The sequence below is a fragment of the Jiella soli genome (genome assembly GCF_020615385.1).
GTDB lineage: Bacteria > Pseudomonadota > Alphaproteobacteria > Rhizobiales > Rhizobiaceae > VKMB-3413.
The window spans coordinates 330,671-349,443 of sequence record NZ_JAJAVB010000002.1; the positions used below are offsets into that span (position 1 = coordinate 330,671).

General features: G+C 65.3%; 16 protein-coding genes and 1 tRNA gene. 9 read left to right on the plus strand and 8 right to left on the minus strand.

Annotated elements, in window-relative coordinates; genetic code table 11:
- Nucleotides 1-25: 25 nt before the first annotated feature.
- On the minus strand, nucleotides 26-523 hold the full coding sequence (coaD, locus tag LH400_RS01885) for a pantetheine-phosphate adenylyltransferase (RefSeq protein ID WP_229150945.1): 498 nt from the start codon (nucleotides 521-523) through the stop codon (nucleotides 26-28).
- Between the two features lie 183 nt (nucleotides 524-706).
- Between coaD and LH400_RS25935 the strand changes: the two genes are divergently transcribed.
- Nucleotides 707-835, plus strand: coding sequence for a hypothetical protein (locus tag LH400_RS25935; RefSeq protein ID WP_255616757.1), 129 nt, complete (start codon nucleotides 707-709; stop codon nucleotides 833-835).
- A gap of 121 nt (nucleotides 836-956) precedes the next feature.
- Here the strand turns inward: LH400_RS25935 and gyrA are convergent, their stop codons facing one another.
- A complete protein-coding gene (gene gyrA / locus LH400_RS01890) occupies nucleotides 957-3,746 on the minus strand; it encodes a DNA gyrase subunit A (RefSeq protein WP_229151240.1) in 2,790 nt (929 codons plus the stop codon).
- A gap of 323 nt (nucleotides 3,747-4,069) precedes the next feature.
- On the opposite strand from gyrA, the gene LH400_RS01895 reads away from it, so the two are divergent.
- Both LH400_RS01895 and LH400_RS01900 read left to right on the plus strand, forming a co-directional pair.
- Nucleotides 4,070-4,705 (plus strand): MarC family protein, encoded by a 636-nt coding sequence (locus tag LH400_RS01895; RefSeq protein WP_229150946.1) that lies wholly within the window; start codon nucleotides 4,070-4,072, stop codon nucleotides 4,703-4,705.
- A gap of 80 nt (nucleotides 4,706-4,785) precedes the next feature.
- On the plus strand, nucleotides 4,786-5,787 hold the full coding sequence (locus LH400_RS01900; RefSeq protein WP_229150947.1) for a cation diffusion facilitator family transporter: 1,002 nt from the start codon (nucleotides 4,786-4,788) through the stop codon (nucleotides 5,785-5,787).
- Nucleotides 5,788-6,099: 312 nt separating this feature from the next.
- Here the strand turns inward: LH400_RS01900 and ssb are convergent, their stop codons facing one another.
- Nucleotides 6,100-6,621 (minus strand): single-stranded DNA-binding protein, encoded by a 522-nt coding sequence (ssb, locus tag LH400_RS01905; RefSeq protein ID WP_229150948.1) that lies wholly within the window; start codon nucleotides 6,619-6,621, stop codon nucleotides 6,100-6,102.
- Nucleotides 6,622-6,915: 294 nt separating this feature from the next.
- Here ssb and uvrA point away from each other — a divergent pair, with 294 nt between their 5' ends.
- From uvrA to LH400_RS01920, 3 genes are all read left to right on the plus strand, one after another.
- Nucleotides 6,916-9,837 (plus strand): excinuclease ABC subunit UvrA, encoded by a 2,922-nt coding sequence (gene uvrA, locus LH400_RS01910; protein ID WP_229150949.1) that lies wholly within the window; start codon nucleotides 6,916-6,918, stop codon nucleotides 9,835-9,837.
- Between the two features lie 143 nt (nucleotides 9,838-9,980).
- Nucleotides 9,981-10,193 carry a hypothetical protein gene (locus tag LH400_RS01915; RefSeq protein ID WP_229150950.1) on the plus strand — a complete coding sequence of 71 codons (213 nt, stop codon included), beginning with the start codon at nucleotides 9,981-9,983 and terminating at the stop codon, nucleotides 10,191-10,193.
- Nucleotides 10,194-10,224: 31 nt separating this feature from the next.
- Entirely contained in the window at nucleotides 10,225-11,037 is an 813-nt protein-coding gene (locus LH400_RS01920) for a DUF72 domain-containing protein (RefSeq protein WP_229150951.1), read from the plus strand.
- A 263-nt stretch (nucleotides 11,038-11,300) separates the two neighbouring features.
- Here the strand turns inward: LH400_RS01920 and LH400_RS01925 are convergent.
- From LH400_RS01925 to LH400_RS01945, 5 genes are all read right to left on the minus strand, one after another.
- Nucleotides 11,301-11,377, minus strand: a tRNA-Asp gene (locus tag LH400_RS01925).
- 381 nt (nucleotides 11,378-11,758) lie between these two features.
- Nucleotides 11,759-12,721 (minus strand): cytochrome c, encoded by a 963-nt coding sequence (locus LH400_RS01930; RefSeq protein WP_229150952.1) that lies wholly within the window; start codon nucleotides 12,719-12,721, stop codon nucleotides 11,759-11,761.
- Between the two features lie 111 nt (nucleotides 12,722-12,832).
- Nucleotides 12,833-13,297 (minus strand): c-type cytochrome, encoded by a 465-nt coding sequence (locus tag LH400_RS01935; protein WP_229150953.1) that lies wholly within the window; start codon nucleotides 13,295-13,297, stop codon nucleotides 12,833-12,835.
- 220 nt (nucleotides 13,298-13,517) lie between these two features.
- Nucleotides 13,518-14,120 carry a superoxide dismutase gene (locus LH400_RS01940; RefSeq protein ID WP_229150954.1) on the minus strand — a complete coding sequence of 201 codons (603 nt, stop codon included), beginning with the start codon at nucleotides 14,118-14,120 and terminating at the stop codon, nucleotides 13,518-13,520.
- A gap of 189 nt (nucleotides 14,121-14,309) precedes the next feature.
- A complete protein-coding gene (locus tag LH400_RS01945) occupies nucleotides 14,310-15,191 on the minus strand; it encodes a branched-chain amino acid aminotransferase (protein WP_229150955.1) in 882 nt (293 codons plus the stop codon).
- A gap of 207 nt (nucleotides 15,192-15,398) precedes the next feature.
- On the opposite strand from LH400_RS01945, the gene LH400_RS01950 reads away from it, so the two are divergent.
- The 3 genes from LH400_RS01950 to LH400_RS01960 all read left to right on the plus strand — a co-directional run bounded on the left by LH400_RS01950 (nucleotide 15,399) and on the right by LH400_RS01960 (nucleotide 18,740).
- Nucleotides 15,399-16,061 (plus strand): haloacid dehalogenase type II, encoded by a 663-nt coding sequence (locus LH400_RS01950; protein ID WP_229150956.1) that lies wholly within the window; start codon nucleotides 15,399-15,401, stop codon nucleotides 16,059-16,061.
- 199 nt (nucleotides 16,062-16,260) lie between these two features.
- Nucleotides 16,261-16,974 (plus strand): L,D-transpeptidase, encoded by a 714-nt coding sequence (locus tag LH400_RS01955; RefSeq protein WP_229150957.1) that lies wholly within the window; start codon nucleotides 16,261-16,263, stop codon nucleotides 16,972-16,974.
- Between the two features lie 188 nt (nucleotides 16,975-17,162).
- Complete coding sequence (locus LH400_RS01960; protein ID WP_229150958.1) at nucleotides 17,163-18,740, plus strand: FAD-dependent oxidoreductase; 1,578 nt, start codon at nucleotides 17,163-17,165, stop codon at nucleotides 18,738-18,740.
- The last annotated feature ends 33 nt before the right edge of the window (nucleotides 18,741-18,773 follow it).

Here is an 18,773-nt window from a genome sequence, read left to right on the forward strand (position 1 = left end):
GGAGACAGCGGCTGTCCCCCTCGGATCAGCCGACCTTGTTTCGGATCGCTTGCGCGACGTTTTCGGGCACGAATCGTGAAACGTCCCCGCCCATCTTGGCGATCTGGCGAACCAATGTGGCGGTAATGGGCCTTACCGCGGGCGAAGCGGGGAAGAACAGCGTCACGACCTCCGGCCGCATCGCGCCGTTCATCCCGGCCATCTGCATTTCATAGTCGAGATCGGTCCCGTCGCGCAGGCCCCGAACGAGGGCGACCGCTCCGGCCTCGCGCGCCGCCTCTACGACGAGACCGTCGAAGGCGACGACCGAGACCGCGTCCTGCCGCTCGCCAAGTCCGCCGTCACGGGCGAGCGCTTCCCGGATCATCGCCGCGCGCTCCTCGAAGTCGAACATCGGCTGCTTGCCCGGATGTACGCCAATCCCGACGACCACATGCTCGAACACGCGCAGCGCCTGGATCAGAACATCGAGATGTCCGAGCGTCATCGGGTCAAAGGACCCGGCATAGAAGGCCCGGCTCATCTTGTGCCGTCCCTTCGAACGATAGCCTCTCCCTCGGCCGGACGCCGCAGGGTCAGCGCGACAGACACGCTTCCCGCCCCTAACATCTCGTTAACTCCATCGTGAACTTGCCGGAACCGTTTGGGGTCTGGGAACGAATACCGCCGATCATCATTTGAAATGCGAACAATGGAGATCGCCCCAATGCTGGTTTTCGCTCTGTCAATGGCCATGGTCCTGATGCTCGCGACGGCTACCGCCATCACGCTCCACAGTGAGGCGCAGGACGCCCGCGTCAAGGTTCTGGCAAAGAAGTCGCGCCGCTTCTACTGATCCATGCGGCGAAGGCTCGTCACGCCGGGCGCGAGGCCGCTGCCCGGAGCATGAGGCCAATCTATTCCCGCGTTAAGCGGAAAAGGCGCTCGGTGCGGATGCACCGGGCGCCATTTTAGTTCTATTCGTCGGTGTCGGGCTCGTCGCCGCCATCATCGTCGGGAACATCCGGTTCCTCGCCCGTGGAGCCCGCCCCACCCGGATCCTCCGCCGACGGGGCATCAGTGCTGTCGGCTTCGGCTTCGCCGGCCTCGTCCTCGCCCTGGTCCGGAATTCGCTCGACCGATACGACCCGCTCGCCTTCGGCCGTGCGGAAGATCGTAACGCCCCGCGTCGCGCGACCGGCTATGCGAATCCCTTCGACCGGCACCCTGATCAGCTGACCGCGATCGGTGACGAGCAGGATCTCGTCCCCGGCCTCCACCGGGAAGCCCGCGACGAGCTGACCGATCTCGCCCATCCGGTTGATGTCGGTGGCGCGAATGCCCTTGCCGCCGCGCCCGGAGGTGCGGAAGTCGTAGGACGACGAGCGCTTGCCGTAGCCATATTCGGAGACCGTCAGCACGAACTCCTCGTTCGCACCGAGGAAACCGTAGCGCTCGGCGTCGATCGCAACGTCCTCGACGCCCTCCTCGTCCACCACGGTCTCGGCGGCGGACTCGCCTTCCACCGCGCGGCTCATCTTGATGTATGTCGCGCGCTCGGCCGGGGTCGCATCGACATGGCGCAGGATGGCCATCGAGATGACGCGGTCGCCATTGGTCATCGAGATGCCGCGCACGCCGACCGAGTTGCGGCCGGCAAAGACGCGGACATCCGTCGTCGGGAAGCGGATGCACTGGCCGGAAGATGCCGTCAGCAGGACATCGTCCTCCTCCGAGCAGGTCGCGACGGCGAGGATCTCGTCGCCCTCCTCCTCGAGCTTCATCGCGATCTTGCCGTTGCGGTTGACCTGGACGAAGTCGGAGAGCTTGTTGCGCCGCACGGTGCCCCGCGTGGTCGCGAACATGACGTTCAGCCGCTCGGCCGCGTCAGGATCGCTCGGCAGCGGCAGGATCGAGGTGATCCGCTCGCCCTTTTCGAGCGGCAGGAGGTTGATCAGCGCCTTGCCGCGCGATTGCGGCGTCGTCAGCGGCAGCCGCCAGACCTTTTCCTTGTAGACGATGCCCCGCGAGGAGAAGAACAGGACGGCCGTATGGGTGTTCGCCACGAACAGCCGAGTGACGGAATCCTCGTCGTTCTTCAACGACATGCCCGAGCGGCCCTTGCCGCCGCGGCGCTGCGCCCGGTAGGTGCCGAGCGGCACGCGCTTGATGTAGCCGCCATGGGAGACGGTGACGACCATGTCCTCGCGCGGGATGAGGTCCTCGTCCTCCATGTCCGCCGCGCCCTCGGTGAGCTGCGTGCGGCGCGGCGTCGAGAATTCATCCCGGATGGCGGTGAGTTCCGCCTTGATGATCTCGCGGACCTTGGTGCGCGAGGAGAGGATCTCGAGATACTCCTTGATCTCCTCGCCGATCTTGTTGAGCTCGTCGCCGATCTCGTCGCGGCCGAGCGCCGTCAGCCTCTGAAGGCGGAGGTCGAGAATGGCGCGGGCCTGCGCCTCGGAGAGGCGATAGGTGCCCTCCTCCGAGATCCGGTGGCGCGGATCGTCGATCAGCCGGATCAGCGGTGCGACGTCCCTCGCGTCCCATTCGCGCGTCATCAGCTGCTCGCGCGCGGTCGCCGGGTCCGGCGCGGCCCGGATCAGCTTGATGACCTCGTCGATATTGGCGACGGCGATGGCGAGACCGACCAGCACATGGGCCCGCTCGCGCGCTTTGCGCAGCAGGAACTTGGTGCGCCGGTTCACCACCTCCTCGCGGAAGGCGACGAAGGCCGACAGCATATCGGTGAGCGTCAGCTGCTCGGGCTTGCCGCCATTGAGCGCCACCATGTTCGCGCCAAAGGAGGACTGCAGCGGGGTGAAGCGGTAGAGCTGGTTGAGAACGACGTCAGAGGAGGCGTCGCGCTTCAGTTCGACGACCACCCGGTAGCCGTCGCGATCGCTCTCGTCGCGGATGTCGGAAATCCCCTCGATGCGCTTGTCGCGCACGAGATCCGCCATCTTCTCGATCATCGTCGCCTTGTTCACCTGATAGGGAACCTCGGTGACGATGATCGCCTCGCGCTCGCCGCGGATCGTCTCGATATGCACCTTGCCGCGCATCAGGATCGAGCCGCGGCCGGTCGCATAGGCCGACTGGATACCGGCGCGCCCGAGGACGAGCGCTCCGGTCGGGAAGTCCGGCCCGGGGATGATCTCCATCAGCTCGTCCAGCGTGATCGCCGGATTGTCGATCATCGCGATCGTGCCGCCGATCACCTCGCCGAGATTGTGCGGCGGGATGTTCGTCGCCATGCCGACGGCAATGCCGCCGGAGCCGTTGACCAGAAGGTTCGGAAAGCGCGCCGGCAGGACGACCGGCTCCATTTCGCGCCCGTCGTAATTCTCCTGGAAGTCGACGGTTTCCTTGTCGATATCCTCGAGCAACGGGTCGGAGATCTTCTCCAGCCGGCACTCGGTGTAGCGCATGGCCGCCGGCGGATCGCCGTCAATTGAGCCGAAATTGCCCTGCCCGTCGATCAGCGGCGCGCGCAGAGACCAATCCTGCGCCATGCGCACCAGCGCGTCGTAGATCGCCGAATCGCCGTGCGGGTGGAACTTACCCATCACCTCGCCGACCACGCCTGCCGACTTGCGGTAGGACTTCGTCGAGGTGAGACCCATCTCGTGCATGGCGTAGAGAATGCGCCGATGCACCGGCTTCAGCCCGTCGCGCACGTCCGGCAGCGCACGCGAGACGATCACGCTCATGGCGTAATCGAGATAGCTGCGCTGCATTTCTTCGATGATCGAGATGGAATCCATGCCGCCGCCCGTAGGATCCGGCGGCAGCGGGGTCTTGTCGTCTTCGGCCAAGGAGCTGTCCTGACTGCCTCAAAAATGCTGATTTGCTATAGCGCGCCACCGGTTCGAGAGCAAATTTTCGGAGCCGGATACCGCCAGTCTTCTCGTATATGTTTCAACTACTTACAGCGGCTGCAAAAGAAAACATGATGGCGGCGACGGCGCTGCGTCCATTTCCGCCGCATTCGGCCACGACTCGCCGCGAAACACGCGCGCGCGATCGTCTTTCGCCGAACCGGCGAAGCTGTTAGGCAGGGTGACGATCGCCTTTCCGACGGGGCCCGATGTTCGATATTCTCCTCACTGGCTTCGTCACGCTCTTCGTCATTCTCGACCCGCTGGGTCTGATCCCGCTCTTTCTGGCGCTCACACCGGGCGCGACCGTCGCAGAGCGTCGGATGACGGCGATGCGGGCTTCCGTCATCGCCTTCGCCATCCTCGCGCTGTTCGCCCTCACCGGGCCCGCAGTGCTCGACGGACTCGGCATCACGCTCGGCGCGTTCCGGGTGGCGGGCGGCCTCTTCCTCTTCTGGATCGGCTTCGAGCTCGTCTTCGAGAAGCGCAACGAGCGAAAGGGACGCAGCGCCGAGCGTGCCGTCGACGATCCCGATGCCGCCGACATCGCGGCCTTCCCCCTGGCGATCCCGCTGATGGCCGGTCCCGGCGCGATTTCGGCGGTGATCCTTCTGGCGGGAAATCTGCCGGGCGTCGTGGGAAAGCTTGGACTGCTCCTGGTCATCACGGTCGCCATGCTCGTGACATTCGCCTGTCTTGCGGTCGCCTATCGCCTCGACCACTTCCTCGGCGCCACCGGCCGCGCGGTCATCTCCCGGCTGCTCGGCGTTCTGCTCGCGGCCCTGGCCGTCCAGTTCGTGGCGGACGGCGTCGCAGCATTGGCCGCCTCCTCTTTCGCGGCCTGACGGCGGCTCGCCGGAATTGAACGAATCCTGCGTGGGCATAGTTCGACGAAATTGCGACACCAAGTTGGAAAGCGATACGAATGGCGACATCGAAGCAACGAGCCAGCAATCCCGACAGCTCCGGAGGGAGCAAGGGCGCTGTCATTGCAGCCGGTGGTGCCAATCTCGCCATTGCGGTGACGAAGCTCGCCGCCGCATTTTTCACCGGCTCGTCGTCGATGTTCGCCGAAGGAATTCATTCCCTCATCGATACAGCGAACCAGGGCTTCCTGCTGATCGGGCTCGCCAAGGCCAAGAAGCCGGCCGACCGGAAACATCCCTTCGGCTACGGTTCGGAAGTCTATTTCTGGTCGTTCCTCGTAGCGATCTTCATCTTCGCGCTCGGTGCGGGCTTCTCGATCTATGAGGGCGTGGCCGGCCTAATGGCCGGCGAAAGCGAACTCACGTCGCCGCTGGTCGCGTTGGGCGTCCTATTCCTCGCCTTCTGCTTCGAGGGATATTCCTGGTCCGTAGCCTTCAGGGAATTCAACGCCAAACGAGGCGGCAGAGGGATCTTCCGGGACTTCCGCGACATGAAGGACCCGTCGATCTTCGTCGTCCTGTTCGAGGACTCCGCCGCCTGCATAGGCGTCGTCATCGCGGGGATCGGCGTCGGCCTTTCCTGGTCGACGGGAATCCATCAGTTCGACGCCATCGGGTCGATCCTCATCGGCGTGCTGCTCGGCGTGACCGCGGTGTTCCTGGCCATCGAGGTGAAGGGGCTCCTCGTTGGCGAGGCGGCCGATCCGCAGCTCGACAAGGTCGTGCGCGAGGGTGTGGCCGGCATCGACGAGGTCATCGCCGTCAACGAATTGCGCACGCTCCACCTCGGTCCGAGCGACGTCCTTCTCACGATCAGCGTCGACTTTCGCGACGACGTCGTGTCGCAGCGGATCGAGGAGATCGTCAGCGAAATCGAGAGACGCGTCCGCCGGCGTTTTACGATCGTGCGCCGCGTCTTCATCGAGGTCCAGTCGCAGTCGGGCCATGCAAAGCTGGCCGAGCGCGCCGACGGCGGGATGCCTGAAGCGCTCATCAGGTGACGCCGACCAGAGGCGGCGGATCGCCCGGACGGGCCGCCAGGAACGTCGCGCCGCGAAGCTCGCGGCGTTGCCCTAAAGGGCGTCCTCAAGCGCACCTAATCTCCCTGATCGCTTGGCCAGATGATTCCTGCCGCCAATCAGTTCGGCTGAGCGAGCAGCTCAGACGAGTCCGGACGCGGCATAGCCACGAGGAGAGCATCAGGCCCAGGACCAGAGCGATGGCCGTCGACACGGCGCTGAAAGCCCCGCCGCCCAACGCTCCCGGACGCCTGCACGGCCGAAGCTTTGGACGGTGAAGGGCCGCCGCGAACATCAGAACGGGATCTCGTCGTCGAGGTCGCGCGACGAACCGCCGCCGCCGCCATAGCCGCCCGAAGATCCGCCCCGGTCGTAGCCGCCGCCCGAGCTTCCCCCGCGGTCGGATCCGCCGCCGCGCGAGCCGCCGCCTTCATAACCGCCGACAGCCGAGCCCCCGCCCTCGCTGCGGCCGTCGAGCATCTGGAGCTCGCCGCGGAAGCGCTGCAGCACGACCTCGGTGGTGTACTTCTTCTGGCCCGACTGGTCTTCCCAGCTCCGGGTCTGCAGCTGACCCTCAATATAGACCTTCGCGCCCTTCTTTAGGAACTGCTCGGCGACCTTCACCAGATTCTCGTTGAAGATCACGACGTTATGCCACTCGGTTCGCTCGCGCCGCTCGCCCGACTGCTTGTCGCGCCAGTTCTCCGACGTCGCGATCCGCAGATTGGCGACCGAATCCCCGGAATTCAGGCGCCGGATCTCTGGATCGGCCCCGAGATTTCCGACCAGAATGACCTTGTTGACGCTGCCTGCCATGTCCGCACTCCAAATCTCAGTTTTGGCGACACTACCCGAGCGAGACCGACGCGAAAAGCTTCCGCGGGCCGCCTCCGGCCTTGTCCACTGAAAGACCGGGTCCCCGCCGGAACCATCCGGGCGCCTGTCGCGAAGCCCTCTCCTGCAAAATCGTCCCTTGCGAAATACCGCATCAACATATAGAACGAATGAAGAACATGCAACGGCCGATACGCCTCGCCGCACCGCTTGGAACTCGGGCCGAGGAGTCTTAAGTACCGCGCTGCTTTCAATAACCGGACCGGCAAACGCCTCATGGCCGAACTCAAGACGATCTCAATCCGCGGCGCGCGCGAACACAATCTGAAGGGCGTCGACCTCGATCTGCCGCGCGACAGTCTGATCGTGATGACCGGCCTGTCGGGTTCCGGCAAGTCCTCGCTGGCCTTCGACACGATCTATGCCGAGGGCCAGCGGCGCTATGTCGAGAGCCTTTCGGCGTATGCCCGTCAGTTCCTCGAGATGATGCAGAAGCCGGATGTCGACCAGATCGACGGCCTCTCGCCGGCAATTTCGATCGAACAGAAGACGACCTCGAAGAACCCGCGCTCGACGGTCGGCACGGTAACGGAAATCTACGACTATCTGCGCCTGCTCTTCGCGCGCGTCGGCGTTCCTTATTCACCGGCGACAGGGCTGCCGATCGAGAGCCAGACGGTCAGCCAGATGGTCGACCGCGTCCTCGCGCTGGAGGAAGGCACGCGGCTCTACCTCCTCGCCCCGATGATCCGCGGCCGCAAGGGCGAGTACAAGAAGGAGCTGGCGGAGCTTCAGAAGAAGGGCTTCCAGCGCGTCAAGGTCGACGGCGAGTATTACGAGATCGCGGACGCGCCGGTCCTCGACAAGAAGTACAAGCACGACATCGACGTCGTGGTCGACCGCATCGTCGTGCGCGAGGACATGAAGTCGCGTCTCGCCGACTCGATGGAGACGGCCCTTGGCCTCGCCGACGGTCTCGCGGTCGCCGAATTCGCCGATCGGCCGCTGCCGAAGGACCGGCTTGCCGACGCTGGCGCCAATCGCAGTAAGAACGAGACCCACGAGCGGCTGCTCTTCTCGGAAAAGTTCGCCTGCCCCGTTTCCGGCTTCACCATCCCGGAAATCGAGCCGCGGCTGTTTTCCTTCAACAATCCTTTCGGCGCCTGTCCGCGCTGCGACGGGCTCGGCTCGGAACAGGCGGTGGATCCCAAGCTTGTGGTCCCGAACGAGGCGCTGACCCTGAAGGCCGGCGCGATCGCGCCCTGGGCCAAGTCGTCCTCACCCTATTACGGGCAGACGCTCGACGCGCTCGGCCGCGTCTACGGCTTCAAGCAGACCGACCGCTGGCAGGATCTTCCGGCCGAGGCGCAGGACGCCATTCTCAACGGCACCGGCAAGGAGAAGATCGAGTTCCGCTACAATGACGGCCTCAGATCCTACAAGACGACAAAGGCCTTCGAAGGCGTCGTCGCCAATCTCTCGCGCCGCTGGAAGGAGACCGAATCGGCCTGGATGCGCGAGGAGATCGAGCGCTTCATGTCGGCAACGCCCTGCCCGGCCTGTTCCGGCTATCGGCTGAAGCCCGAAGCGCTCGCCGTGAAGATCGCAGGATGCCACATCGGCGAGGTGACCGAGCAGTCGATCCATCAGGCCGTGGACTGGTTCGGGCGGCTTCCCGGCGAGTTGAACGCCAAGCAGAACGAGATCGCCGTCCGCATTCTCAAGGAGATCCGCGAGCGGCTGCGCTTCCTCGACGATGTCGGGCTCGATTATCTGACGCTGTCACGCGCCTCCGGAACGCTGTCCGGCGGCGAGAGCCAGCGCATCCGCCTCGCCTCGCAGATCGGTTCCGGCCTCACCGGCGTGCTCTATGTCCTGGACGAGCCCTCGATCGGGCTCCACCAGCGCGACAATGCCCGCCTGCTCGACACGCTGAAGCATCTGCGCGACATCGGCAACACGGTCATCGTCGTCGAACACGACGAGGACGCGATCCTTGCCGCCGACTATGTCGTCGACATCGGGCCCGCCGCCGGCATCCATGGCGGCGAGGTGATCGCGAGCGGCACGCCCGGCGCAATCATGGCGAACCCGAAATCGCTGACCGGCCGCTACCTTTCGGGCGATCTTGGCGTGCCGGTGCCGGAAAGTCGGCGAAAGCCGCAAAAGGGCAAGCGGCTGAAGGTCGTCGGCGCCAGGGGCAACAATCTGAAGAACGTCTCGGCCGAGATCCCGCTCGGCCTGTTCTCCTGCGTCACTGGCGTCTCCGGCGGCGGCAAGTCGACCTTCCTGATCGAGACGCTGTTCAAGGCTGCCTCCCGGCGGATCGCCAACGGCCGCGACATCCCTGCCGAGCACGACCGTGTCGAGGGTCTGGAACATCTCGACAAGGTCATCGACATCGACCAGTCGCCGATCGGCCGCACGCCGCGCTCGAACCCCGCGACCTATACCGGCGCCTTCACGCCGATCCGCGACTGGTTCGCCGCGCTCCCCGAGGCCAAGGCCCGGGGCTACCAGCCCGGCCGCTTCTCCTTCAACGTCAAGGGCGGGCGTTGCGAGGCCTGCCAGGGCGACGGCGTCATCAAGATCGAAATGCACTTCCTGCCGGATGTCTACGTCACCTGCGACGTCTGCCACGGCAAGCGCTACAATCGCGAGACGCTCGAAGTGACCTTCAAGGAGAAGTCGATCGCCGACGTCCTCGACATGACGGTCGAGGAAGGCGTCGACTTCTTCGCCGCCGTCCCGGCGGTACGCGACAAGCTGGCGACGCTGAAGGAGGTCGGCCTCGGCTATATCAAGGTCGGCCAGCAGGCGACGACGCTATCGGGGGGCGAGGCGCAGCGCGTGAAACTCGCCAAGGAGTTGTCCCGCAAGGCGACCGGCCGCACGCTCTACATTCTCGACGAGCCGACCACCGGCCTGCATTTCCACGACGTCGCCAAGCTCCTCGAAGTGCTGCACGACCTCGTCGACCGCGGCAATACGGTCGTGGTGATCGAGCACAATCTCGAAGTCATCAAGACCGCCGACTGGCTGGTCGACATCGGCCCCGAGGGCGGCGACGGCGGCGGCGAGATCGTCGCGACCGGCACGCCCGAGGACGTCCTGAAGGTCGAGCGGTCCTACACGGGGCAATTCCTGAAGGAGCTTCTGGAGCGCCGCCCCCGGGTGAAGCGGGAAGCGGCGGAATAGGTGAGCGACACGCTGGCGCGGATCCGTGGGCTGGTGCGGTCCGAAAAGCTAGTGGTTTCGACGCATGCGCTGACGGAGATCGAGGCCGACGGAATTATGGTCCCGAGCCGTTGGAGCGACGACTTCCTGCCAAGGAAAAGGATATGACGCGGTCGTCGGTTCGCCTCATTCACGAGGGCAATCTCGCCGCAGAAGTGACGGTGAAATTGAAGGACGAGGCGGGCGACTGGTCTCCCGCTATCTCGCTCGCGGATATGCGTAGGCTTGATCGTGTTCGGATGGCACTGCGGCGCGGCGACGTTCAGGCCGAAACCAAGGACAGACGGTTGTTCCGGCTGACACCTTTGGCCGTTTGACGCGCCCACGGAAATTACGAAGGCAGACGGCATGGTGAGCAAATCGGGCACGATCCGCAGCGGCATCGGCGGCTGGACCTTCAAGCGCTGGGACGAGACCTTCTATCCGGCCGATCTGCCGAAGAAGCGACAGCTCGAATATGCCGCCTCCAAGCTGACGACGATCGAGGTCAACGGCACCTTCTACCGAAGTCAGAAGCCGGAGACCTTCGCGTCCTGGGCGCAGCAGGCGCCGGAGGGCTTCGTCTTCTCCCTGAAGGCGCCGCGCTACGCCGTGAACCGCAAGGTGCTCGCCGAGGGAGGCGAGTCGATCGGGCGCTTCGTCCAGTCCGGCATCGTCGAGCTCGGTGACAAGCTGGGCCCCCTGCTCTGGCAACTCGCCGCCACGAAACGGTTCGACCCGGACGATTTCGCCGCCTTCCTGAAGCTTTTGCCTGCAAAGGTCGGATCGACGCCGCTCCGCCATGTCGTCGAACTGCGACACGAAAGCTTCGCCTGTCCGGAGGCGGTCGCGCTCTGCCGCAAGGCCGGCGTCGCGATCGTCCACGCGGAGAGCGCGGACTATCCGGAGATGTCCGACGTCACCACCGACTTCGTCTATCTCAGGCTCCAGAAGGGCGACGAGACGATCCCGACGGCCTATCCGCCTGATGCGCTGGATCGATGGGCGGAGCGAGCGAAGGTCTGGGCGAAGGGCGGTCAGCCCGACGATCTGCCGCGCGCCGATCCGGACCATGCCGCACCGACCAGGCCGCGCGACGTCTTCGTCTACTTCATCCGGTCCGGCAAACCGCGAGCGCCACACGCCGCCATGGCGCTGATGGAACGGCTGGCTGAAAGCTGACGCGGCGGTTCGCATCTTCACCCACTGAAGACAGCGCCCCGGGGGCGAGCCTCTCCGCGGCGGCGCCCGCTGACGCGCCCCAGCTCAGGCGCCGGCGCTGGCCGGACGAGATGACAGGAGCGGATCAGACGCTGCCGGATATGGATCAGATGCGCCTGAATATCGGGGCCGCACGACGAGAGCGCATGAAGCCCTAGGCCGCACCCGCGTCGAACTTTCCGCGCCGCCCCCACCGAGTCGAAAGGCCAAAGTCAAGAAGAAAATGGCGCGAGTGACGGGGCTCGAACCCGCGACCTCCGGCGTGACAGGCCGGCACTCTAACCGACTGAGCTACACCCGCGCTCGGCCGCTCGCTCATCGCTGCGGCTCGTGTGGCGCTCATCTACGAAGATCGCCGGGGACTGTCAAGCGCTTGTCATCGAAGACGGAAGAGTTCGTCGCCTCGGGCCGGCAAGTGGGAGCGTAGCACCCGAAAAACAGCGCAAAATCCCGGCCGGAAGCCGGTCCGATGTCGAGCAGCGATCTCAATTCGAACCCGTGGAATCGGCGCTGAAGCCGCGCCGACCGCTCGAATCGATTCGCCCAGGCTGCACGCGCCGACCTACGACGAATCGCGCCGCTGGGAAAATCTCCGTCCTTGCATCGCGCGGTCGCTCCGCCGGCTGGCCGACTCGCAGGCTCGGCCTGCAGTGCCGGTCTGCCGACCAGCTTGCCGTGCAGATCAGTTTGTGGCGGCGGCCGCCTCGCCGGTACCGACCGCCGGACCACCACGCGCCGGGATCGCCTTCAGATAGACGGCGATCGCCTCGCGATCTGCCGCCGGCAGCCGCGCCATGTTTTCCTGGACATCGACCATCGAGCCGCCGACCGAATCGAAGTCCGGCGTGAAGCCGCTCTCCAGAAAATATGCGATGTCCTTTGCGGACCAGGAGCCGATGCCGGCCTTCGACGGCGTGATGTTCGGCACCTTGCCCTTGCCTTCGGGATTGGGCGCTCCGGCCAGCCATTGCGACGCCATCAGCGCGCCGGCGCCGCCGAAGCTGCGCGGTGTGTGGCATTGGCCGCAATGGCCTGGCCCTTCGACGAGGTACTGGCCGTCATGGGCGGCCTTCGGCGCGTCCGCCGGCAGATCGATCACCGGCCCGGAACCGTCCATGAAGACGAGCTTCCAGAGCCCGATGCCCCGCCGGATGTTGAAGGGAAACGGCAGATCGTTTTGCGGCGCCTGGCCCTCTATCTTCGGCAGCGTCTTCAGAAAGGCCCAGAGGTCGGCGACATCGCCTGGCTTCAGCTTGACGTAAGACGTATAGGGAAAGGCCGGATAGAGGTGGCGGCCCTCGTCGTCCACGCCGCGCTGCAGGGCGTTGGCGAAGTCGGCAAGCGTCCAGCCTCCGATCCCGTCGACCGGATCGGGCGAGATGTTCGGCGCGTAGAAGGTCCCGAACTCTGTCTTCAGCGGCGCACCGCCGCCGAGCTTCAGCTTTTCCTCCCCCTTGGCGTCCTTGGCCGCATGGCAGGAGGAGCATCCCCCCGCCCAGAAGATCCGTTCCCCGCGCGACGCCTCGCCCGCACCTTCATCGGCAATCTGAGATGCCGGCAATCGCTGCGGAATGGTCAGGAGCTCGAAGGCCCCGGCTCCGATCAGGACGATGGCCAAGATGCCTGCGAGAACGCTGTTCAGCATGGGGCAATGTCTTCCAACTCGTGCGGTGGACGCGGCACGGCAAGACGGGGCGGGACAAAGGGTGGACCGCCACCGGACCGCAGGCTGCGGCGCAGTGGCGGTACGAAACCGTCAGTCCTTCTCGACGCGGAAGTCCTCGTGGCAGCTCTTGCAGTTCTGCGCCACCTTGCCGAAGACCTGCTGGAAGGCTTGGCGATCCGCCGGCGCGGAATCCATCGCAGCCGCCGTGTCCTCCTGGAACTTCGCCAGCGCGGCCTTGAACTCCTCAGGCTTGTCCCAGATCGCGGGAGCGGCCTCGGTCTTGTGACCGGTCTTGGAGTCTTGCGGGAAATAGTCCCCGAACTTCATCGCCACCTCGTGCATGGAGGTGAAGACCTCCTTCGCCTTTTCCGGCGAATATTCGGCCTCTCCCTTGATCATCTGAACCGCGGCCTTGGCGGACTTGCCGTTCTCCTTCATCAGCTTTTGGCGCTGTTCGATCGGACTGTCGTTCTGGGCACCGGCAGGCAGGCTCGAAAGAGCGGTCGCGGAAATCGCGATCGCGGCTGCAGCGGCAGAGAGGCGAAACAGGCGCATGCGAAAACTCCTGGAAGGGATTCATGGCAGGACCTGCAGTTGATCCGAGATCGCCGCCATCCGCAATGTCGATCGAAGGCCGTGGGTGCTCACGAATGCGTGGCGCAGACAGTGCCCGGACAGGATGCCCCTTGGCGGATGCCGTAACGACGAAGCCCCGCGGCCGGGCCGCGGGGCTCTCGCATGCTCTGACGAAAACGTCCTGGCGCCCTTTGTGGCGTCAGCGCATCGCAGCCTCGTAGCACTCCAGGACGTAGTCCCAGTTGATCAGGCTGTCGACGAAGGCCGAGAGATATTTCGGCCGAGCGTTGCGGTAGTCGATATAGTAGGAATGCTCCCACACGTCGACGCCGAGGATCGGCACGCCGCCGTGGACCAGCGGGTTCTCGCCGTTCGGCGTCTTCATGATCTGCAGCTTGCCGTCCTTGACCGCGACCCAGGCCCAGCCCGAGCCGAATTGGCCGGCGCCGGCCGCCTCGAAATCGGCCTTGAACTTGTCGAAGCCGCCGAGATCGGAATCGAAGGCCGCGGCGAGCTTGCCCGGCAGGCTCTTGCCGCCGCCGTTCGGCTTCATCCACTTCCAGAAGTGGATGTGGTTGTAGTGCTGCCCGGCATTGTTGAACAGCGCCTGGTCGGTCCCGTAGGACTTCTTGACGATCTCCTCGAGCGACAGGTCGGCCATGCCGGCCTTCTCGGCGAGTTCGTTGCCCTTGGTCACATAGGCCTGGTGATGCTTGTCGTGATGGTATTCCAGGGTCTCCTTCGACATGTAGGGACCCAGAGCATCGTAGGCATAGGGAAGCTCGGGAAGAGTGAAAGCCATGTTCGTCTCCTTCGTTGCGGGGGTTATCGTCGGCGACGCCGGACTGGCGGCCGGGGACCGGCCAGTCGATGCCGCATCGTCGCGCCGTCGGAATCGCCGCTGTCCGACGGCACAGCTAGTGCGCAGGCAGCGATCCGCCAGCGCTCGGATGCCCTCGCCTGACGGAAAATCCGCCGGGCGAAAGTCGCCTCAACCGGCGGAGCGGGCGAAAGCCATGTAGGCCTCGCGCGCCTCACGATAGACCGGGCCAGGCTGCAGTTCGCGCCCCTCGATGCGGTTGACCGGCACCACCTTGGAGTGGTTGCCGGTCGAGAAGATCTCGTCCGCATCCATGAACTCGGTGACCGACAGGCTCTTTTCCACGACCTCGCGCCCCGCCTCCCTGAGGAGGGCGATCACACGCTGGCGGGTGATGCCGTTCAGGAAGCAGCCGTTCGGCACGGGCGTGTAGACGACACCTTCCTTCACGAAGAAGATGTTCGACGTCCCGGTCTCCGCGACATTGCCGAGCATGTCGAGGACGAGGGCGTTGCCGAAGCCGCGAGACCGCGCTTCCAGGATGGCACGGGCGTTGTTGGGATAGAGGCAGCCGGCCTTGGCGAGCGTCGGCATCGTCTCCGGCGTCGGCCGCCGGAAGGGCGAAACGGTGACTGAGAAGCCGGCCGGCTCGATCATCGGCGTCTCGTAGAGGCACAGGCAGAAGCGGGTGGAGTCCGGATCGGCGGGAACACCCATATAGCCGCCGTCCTCGGCCCAGTACATCGGCCGGATATAGACAGCGACCTTGCCGGAAAAGTCGGAGAGGCCCTCGCGGGTGAGCGCCACGATCTCCTCGGCCGGCATGGTTGCCTTGAGGCCGAGGGCCTCGGCCGAGCGATTGACCCGCCGGCAGTGCAGGTCGAGGTCGGGTGCCGCCCCGTCGAACCACCTGGCGCCGTCGAAGACGGTGGAGCCGAGCCACATCGCGTGGCTCTTCGGACCGATCAGCGCGGGCGAGCCGTCATGCCAGTCGCCGTCGACGAAGGTGCGGGTGCGAAGTTCGGAGGACGAGGCTTGGGACGCGTGGGACACCGGGGTTTCTCCTTTCGCCCGATCGCGCGGCGCACCGACGATGAGGGTCTTGGCTGAATGAAGACGGGTCGCAAATGACGACCATGGAGTTGGCGTAACGCCGCCCGCCGCAGTTTTCAATCGCCGCGCCATATGGCGGTGCGGCGCGCCTGCCCCATCTTGACGGTTCCTGCAGTCCCGACATCCGCCCGAAAGAGGACGCCCGCCTTGCATTCCGTCTATGTCTTCGACGCCTATGGCACGCTCTTCGACACGAACGCGGCCGTCGCCCGGCACGCGGGCGGCCTCGGCGAGGCGGGCCGTCTGCTGGCGGAGATCTGGCGGCGCAAGCAGCTCGAATATTCCTGGGTGCGCGGCCTGATGGGTGATCCCAGCCGCAATTTCTGGGAGCTGACGGAAGACGCGCTCGACTACGCCTTCCGCAAGGTGCCGGACGCCGATCGCTCCCTGCGCGAGGCGCTGCTCGAGGCCTACCGCGACCTTGACACCTTCGAAGAGGTACCCGCGACGCTTCGGCAGCTGCGGGAGAAGAATGCGCGGCTCGCGATCCTGTCCAACGGTTCGCGAGACATGCTCACGCGTGCGGTGCGGGCGGCCGGGATCGAGGACCTGTTCGACACGATCTTCTCCGCCGAGGATTGCGGGCAGTACAAGACCGCTCCGGCCGTCTACGAGATGATCACCACCAGCTTCCGCCTCTATCCGGACGCGGTCTCCTTCCAGTCCTCGAACCGCTGGGACGTCGCGGGGGCAGCCAGGTTCGGCTTCCATACGGTCTGGATCAACCGCAGCGGCGAGCCCGACGAATATCCGGACTGGGCGCCCGATGCGATCCTTCCGGACTTGCGCAGCCTGCCGAAGCTCTGCTGACGCGCCCGGCGCGAGCCACGCCACCCGGAGCCAACGTCGTCGCCGTTTCACACTCCGGTCGGCCGACGCTTCCCGCCGCCCTCCGCTGCTGCGCCCTCGTCGCACCTGTGCGGGAACCATCTCGGGCGAAACGGGTTCATCTGCCAATGAGAACAGTGGTTTCGGCGGATGGCCGGACCCAAAAAGACGAGGCTGGACGATGGTGGAGTTTGCAGGGCGCGAGGCATCGCGCCGAAAGTTCCTTCTGGGCCTGGGCCTTGGTGCCGTGTCGGCCGTGGCGGGTTGCACCTCCGGGCCCCGCGCCAGGGCCGTTGGCCTGACGCCATTCGCCGAAGAGGTGATGGGCGGCGGCGGCGACAGGAACTACCAAGCGATGTACGGCCGTATGGTGGACGACGGCCACGTCATTCCCGCCATTGATCTCAGTCGCGTGCGCCAGGGCTATCTGCGCAAGGAAGTCGCCGACCCGACGGGCGAAGCGCCGGGCACGATCGTCATCGATACCGCCAACAAATATGCCTACTACGTCATGCCGGGTGGCCGGGCGATGCGGTATGGCGTTGGCGTTGGCCGTGAAGGCTTTTCCTGGAGCGGCAGGGCGAAGGTCCAATACAAGAAGAAATGGCCGACCTGGACGCCGCCAGCCGACATGATCGACCGTCAGCCGGAACTCGCCAAATATGCCGATGGAATGGATCCGGGCATCAACAACCCGCTCGGAGCCCGCGCGCTATATCTCTATGAGGGTGGTCGCGATACCCTCTACCGCCTCCACGGCTCGCCGGAATACTGGACCATCGGCACGAACGCGTCCTCGGGCTGCATCCGCTTCATGAACCAGGATATCGTCGATCTGTACGATCGCGTCACGCCGGGTTCGCCGGTTCTGGTTAGCCAGGGCGCCGTCGCCTGACTGCCCGAACGTCCCGCGACAGGGAGAGATACCGGCCGGCAGATCCTGCGCATATAGGGCATTTGCCGGCCGGCCTTGCACATGCAGAGTTGCAGCCGCTCCGGCTTTGCGTGCCGGCAGTTGCGGAACGAAACTTCCGGCCAGCCGTTCCAACGGTCCATCCTTCTGAAGATCGAGGTGAGGCCGACATGAGGCATGACGTTTGCGCGCTCGACGATATTCCGGAGACGGGAGTTAGGGAATTCGAGGTCACCGAGACGCGAATCCTATTTGTCAGGAGCGGCGACGCCGTCTTTGCAACCGGAGCCATCTGTCCTCATAAGGGCGCTCCGCTCAAGAACGGCACCCGCGTCGGCAACCATCTGATCTGCCCCTGGCACCACGCGCAGTTCGACTTGACCACCGGCGATCATATCCAGCCCCCCGGTCAAGGATGCCTTGCTCGTTTTACGGTCTGGGTGGAGGACGGCCGGGTCCTCGTCGACCTGCCGGAGCATCCCCGGCAGCACCGGCCGGAAGTCGACCCCATCACCCGGCGGATCGGCGGCTCGAAAGTCGCTGCCATCGTCGGCGCAGGGGCTGCGGGACTTGCCTGCGCGCAGGAACTGGTGCGCCAGGGCTTCGATGGCCGGATCGTCCTGATTTCGATGGAGGACGAGCCGCCCTACGACCGGACCGATCTGTCGAAGACCTATCTCCAGGGGAAGAAGGAAGACGCCGACCTTCCGCTCACCTCCTTCGACACGCTCAAGGCGCTCGGGATCGAGTTCCTCGCGGCCGAGGTCGAGCGGATCGATGCGGCGGCGCGGAGCATCGGCTTTGCGGCCGGCGGCCCGCCGGACCTGTCCTATGACGTCTGTTTCGCCGCGCCCGGCAGCGACGCCAAGCACCTGCCGCTTCCAGGGGCCGACAGCGAGAACGTCCTGACGCTGCGCCAGCACTGGCAGGCCGCCGATCTCGTGGCAGCGGCGGCGACGGCGCGCGACATCGTCATCGTGGGAGCGGGCTTTATCGCGATGGAAGCGGCCGCAGGCCTCGTCCAGCAAGGCCGGAACGTCACCGTGATCGCGCGCGAGAAGCTACCCTTCGCGAAACGCTTCGGCGAGGCCGTCGCCGGCCAGATTTCCGATCAGCACCGCGAAAAGGGCGTCAGGCTGATCACCGAGGCCGAAATCGCAGAGTTCGAGACCGATGCCGGACGCACCGTGTGCATCCGGCTTAAGAGCGGCGACGGGATCGGGGCGGACCTCGTAATCCTCGCGGTCGGTGCGCGGCCGCGCATCGAGATCTTCGGCGATCTTGCGGCGGACGAAACATCGGTGGAGGTTTCGTCGACGCTTGAAGCGAGCCCGGGCCTCTTCGTCGGAGGCGACGTCGCGAAATTCCCGCTGCCCGCTCGCGATTATGCGACGCGGATAGAGCACTGGCGGGTGGCCGAGCAGCATGGACGTCACGCGGCGGGAGCCATGCTCGGAAGCCAGGTGCCATTTTCCGGGGTACCCTTTTTCTGGTCGGCGCAATACGGCGCGATCCACTATGTCGGCCATGCCGCCGATCATGACGACGTTCATATCGAGGGCGATCTTTCCGGCGGAAGCTACACGGCCTTCTACATCAAGGACGGTTCGATTGTGGCCGCGCTGGGCCGCGGCAAGGCGGATACGACCGCGGACCTTCACGCCGTGATGCTCGCCGACCCCACTCCCTCGCGCGCTCGGCTCGAGGCTGCCGGCTGGCGGCCCAAGGCGTTGATCCAAGGAGGCTGAGGCCCCTTTTCCCTGCTCAGGCTGCCGGCGTCG

Coding starts and splice junctions, on each gene's coding strand:
- LH400_RS25935 (WP_255616757.1), top strand. CDS start 707: ATGCTGGTTTTCGCTCTGTCAATGGCCATGGTCCTGATGCTCGCGACG.
- LH400_RS01930 (WP_229150952.1), bottom strand. CDS start 12,721: ATGCTGAACAGCGTTCTCGCAGGCATCTTGGCCATCGTCCTGATCGGA.
- LH400_RS01915 (WP_229150950.1), top strand. CDS start 9,981: ATGACGCGGTCGTCGGTTCGCCTCATTCACGAGGGCAATCTCGCCGCA.
- LH400_RS01940 (WP_229150954.1), bottom strand. CDS start 14,120: ATGGCTTTCACTCTTCCCGAGCTTCCCTATGCCTACGATGCTCTGGGT.
- coaD (WP_229150945.1), bottom strand. CDS start 523: ATGAGCCGGGCCTTCTATGCCGGGTCCTTTGACCCGATGACGCTCGGA.
- gyrA (WP_229151240.1), bottom strand. CDS start 3,746: ATGGATTCCATCTCGATCATCGAAGAAATGCAGCGCAGCTATCTCGAT.
- LH400_RS01935 (WP_229150953.1), bottom strand. CDS start 13,297: ATGCGCCTGTTTCGCCTCTCTGCCGCTGCAGCCGCGATCGCGATTTCC.
- uvrA (WP_229150949.1), top strand. CDS start 6,916: ATGGCCGAACTCAAGACGATCTCAATCCGCGGCGCGCGCGAACACAAT.
- ssb (WP_229150948.1), bottom strand. CDS start 6,621: ATGGCAGGCAGCGTCAACAAGGTCATTCTGGTCGGAAATCTCGGGGCC.
- LH400_RS01895 (WP_229150946.1), top strand. CDS start 4,070: ATGTTCGATATTCTCCTCACTGGCTTCGTCACGCTCTTCGTCATTCTC.
- LH400_RS01900 (WP_229150947.1), top strand. CDS start 4,786: ATGGCGACATCGAAGCAACGAGCCAGCAATCCCGACAGCTCCGGAGGG.
- LH400_RS01960 (WP_229150958.1), top strand. CDS start 17,163: ATGAGGCATGACGTTTGCGCGCTCGACGATATTCCGGAGACGGGAGTT.
- LH400_RS01955 (WP_229150957.1), top strand. CDS start 16,261: ATGGTGGAGTTTGCAGGGCGCGAGGCATCGCGCCGAAAGTTCCTTCTG.
- LH400_RS01920 (WP_229150951.1), top strand. CDS start 10,225: ATGGTGAGCAAATCGGGCACGATCCGCAGCGGCATCGGCGGCTGGACC.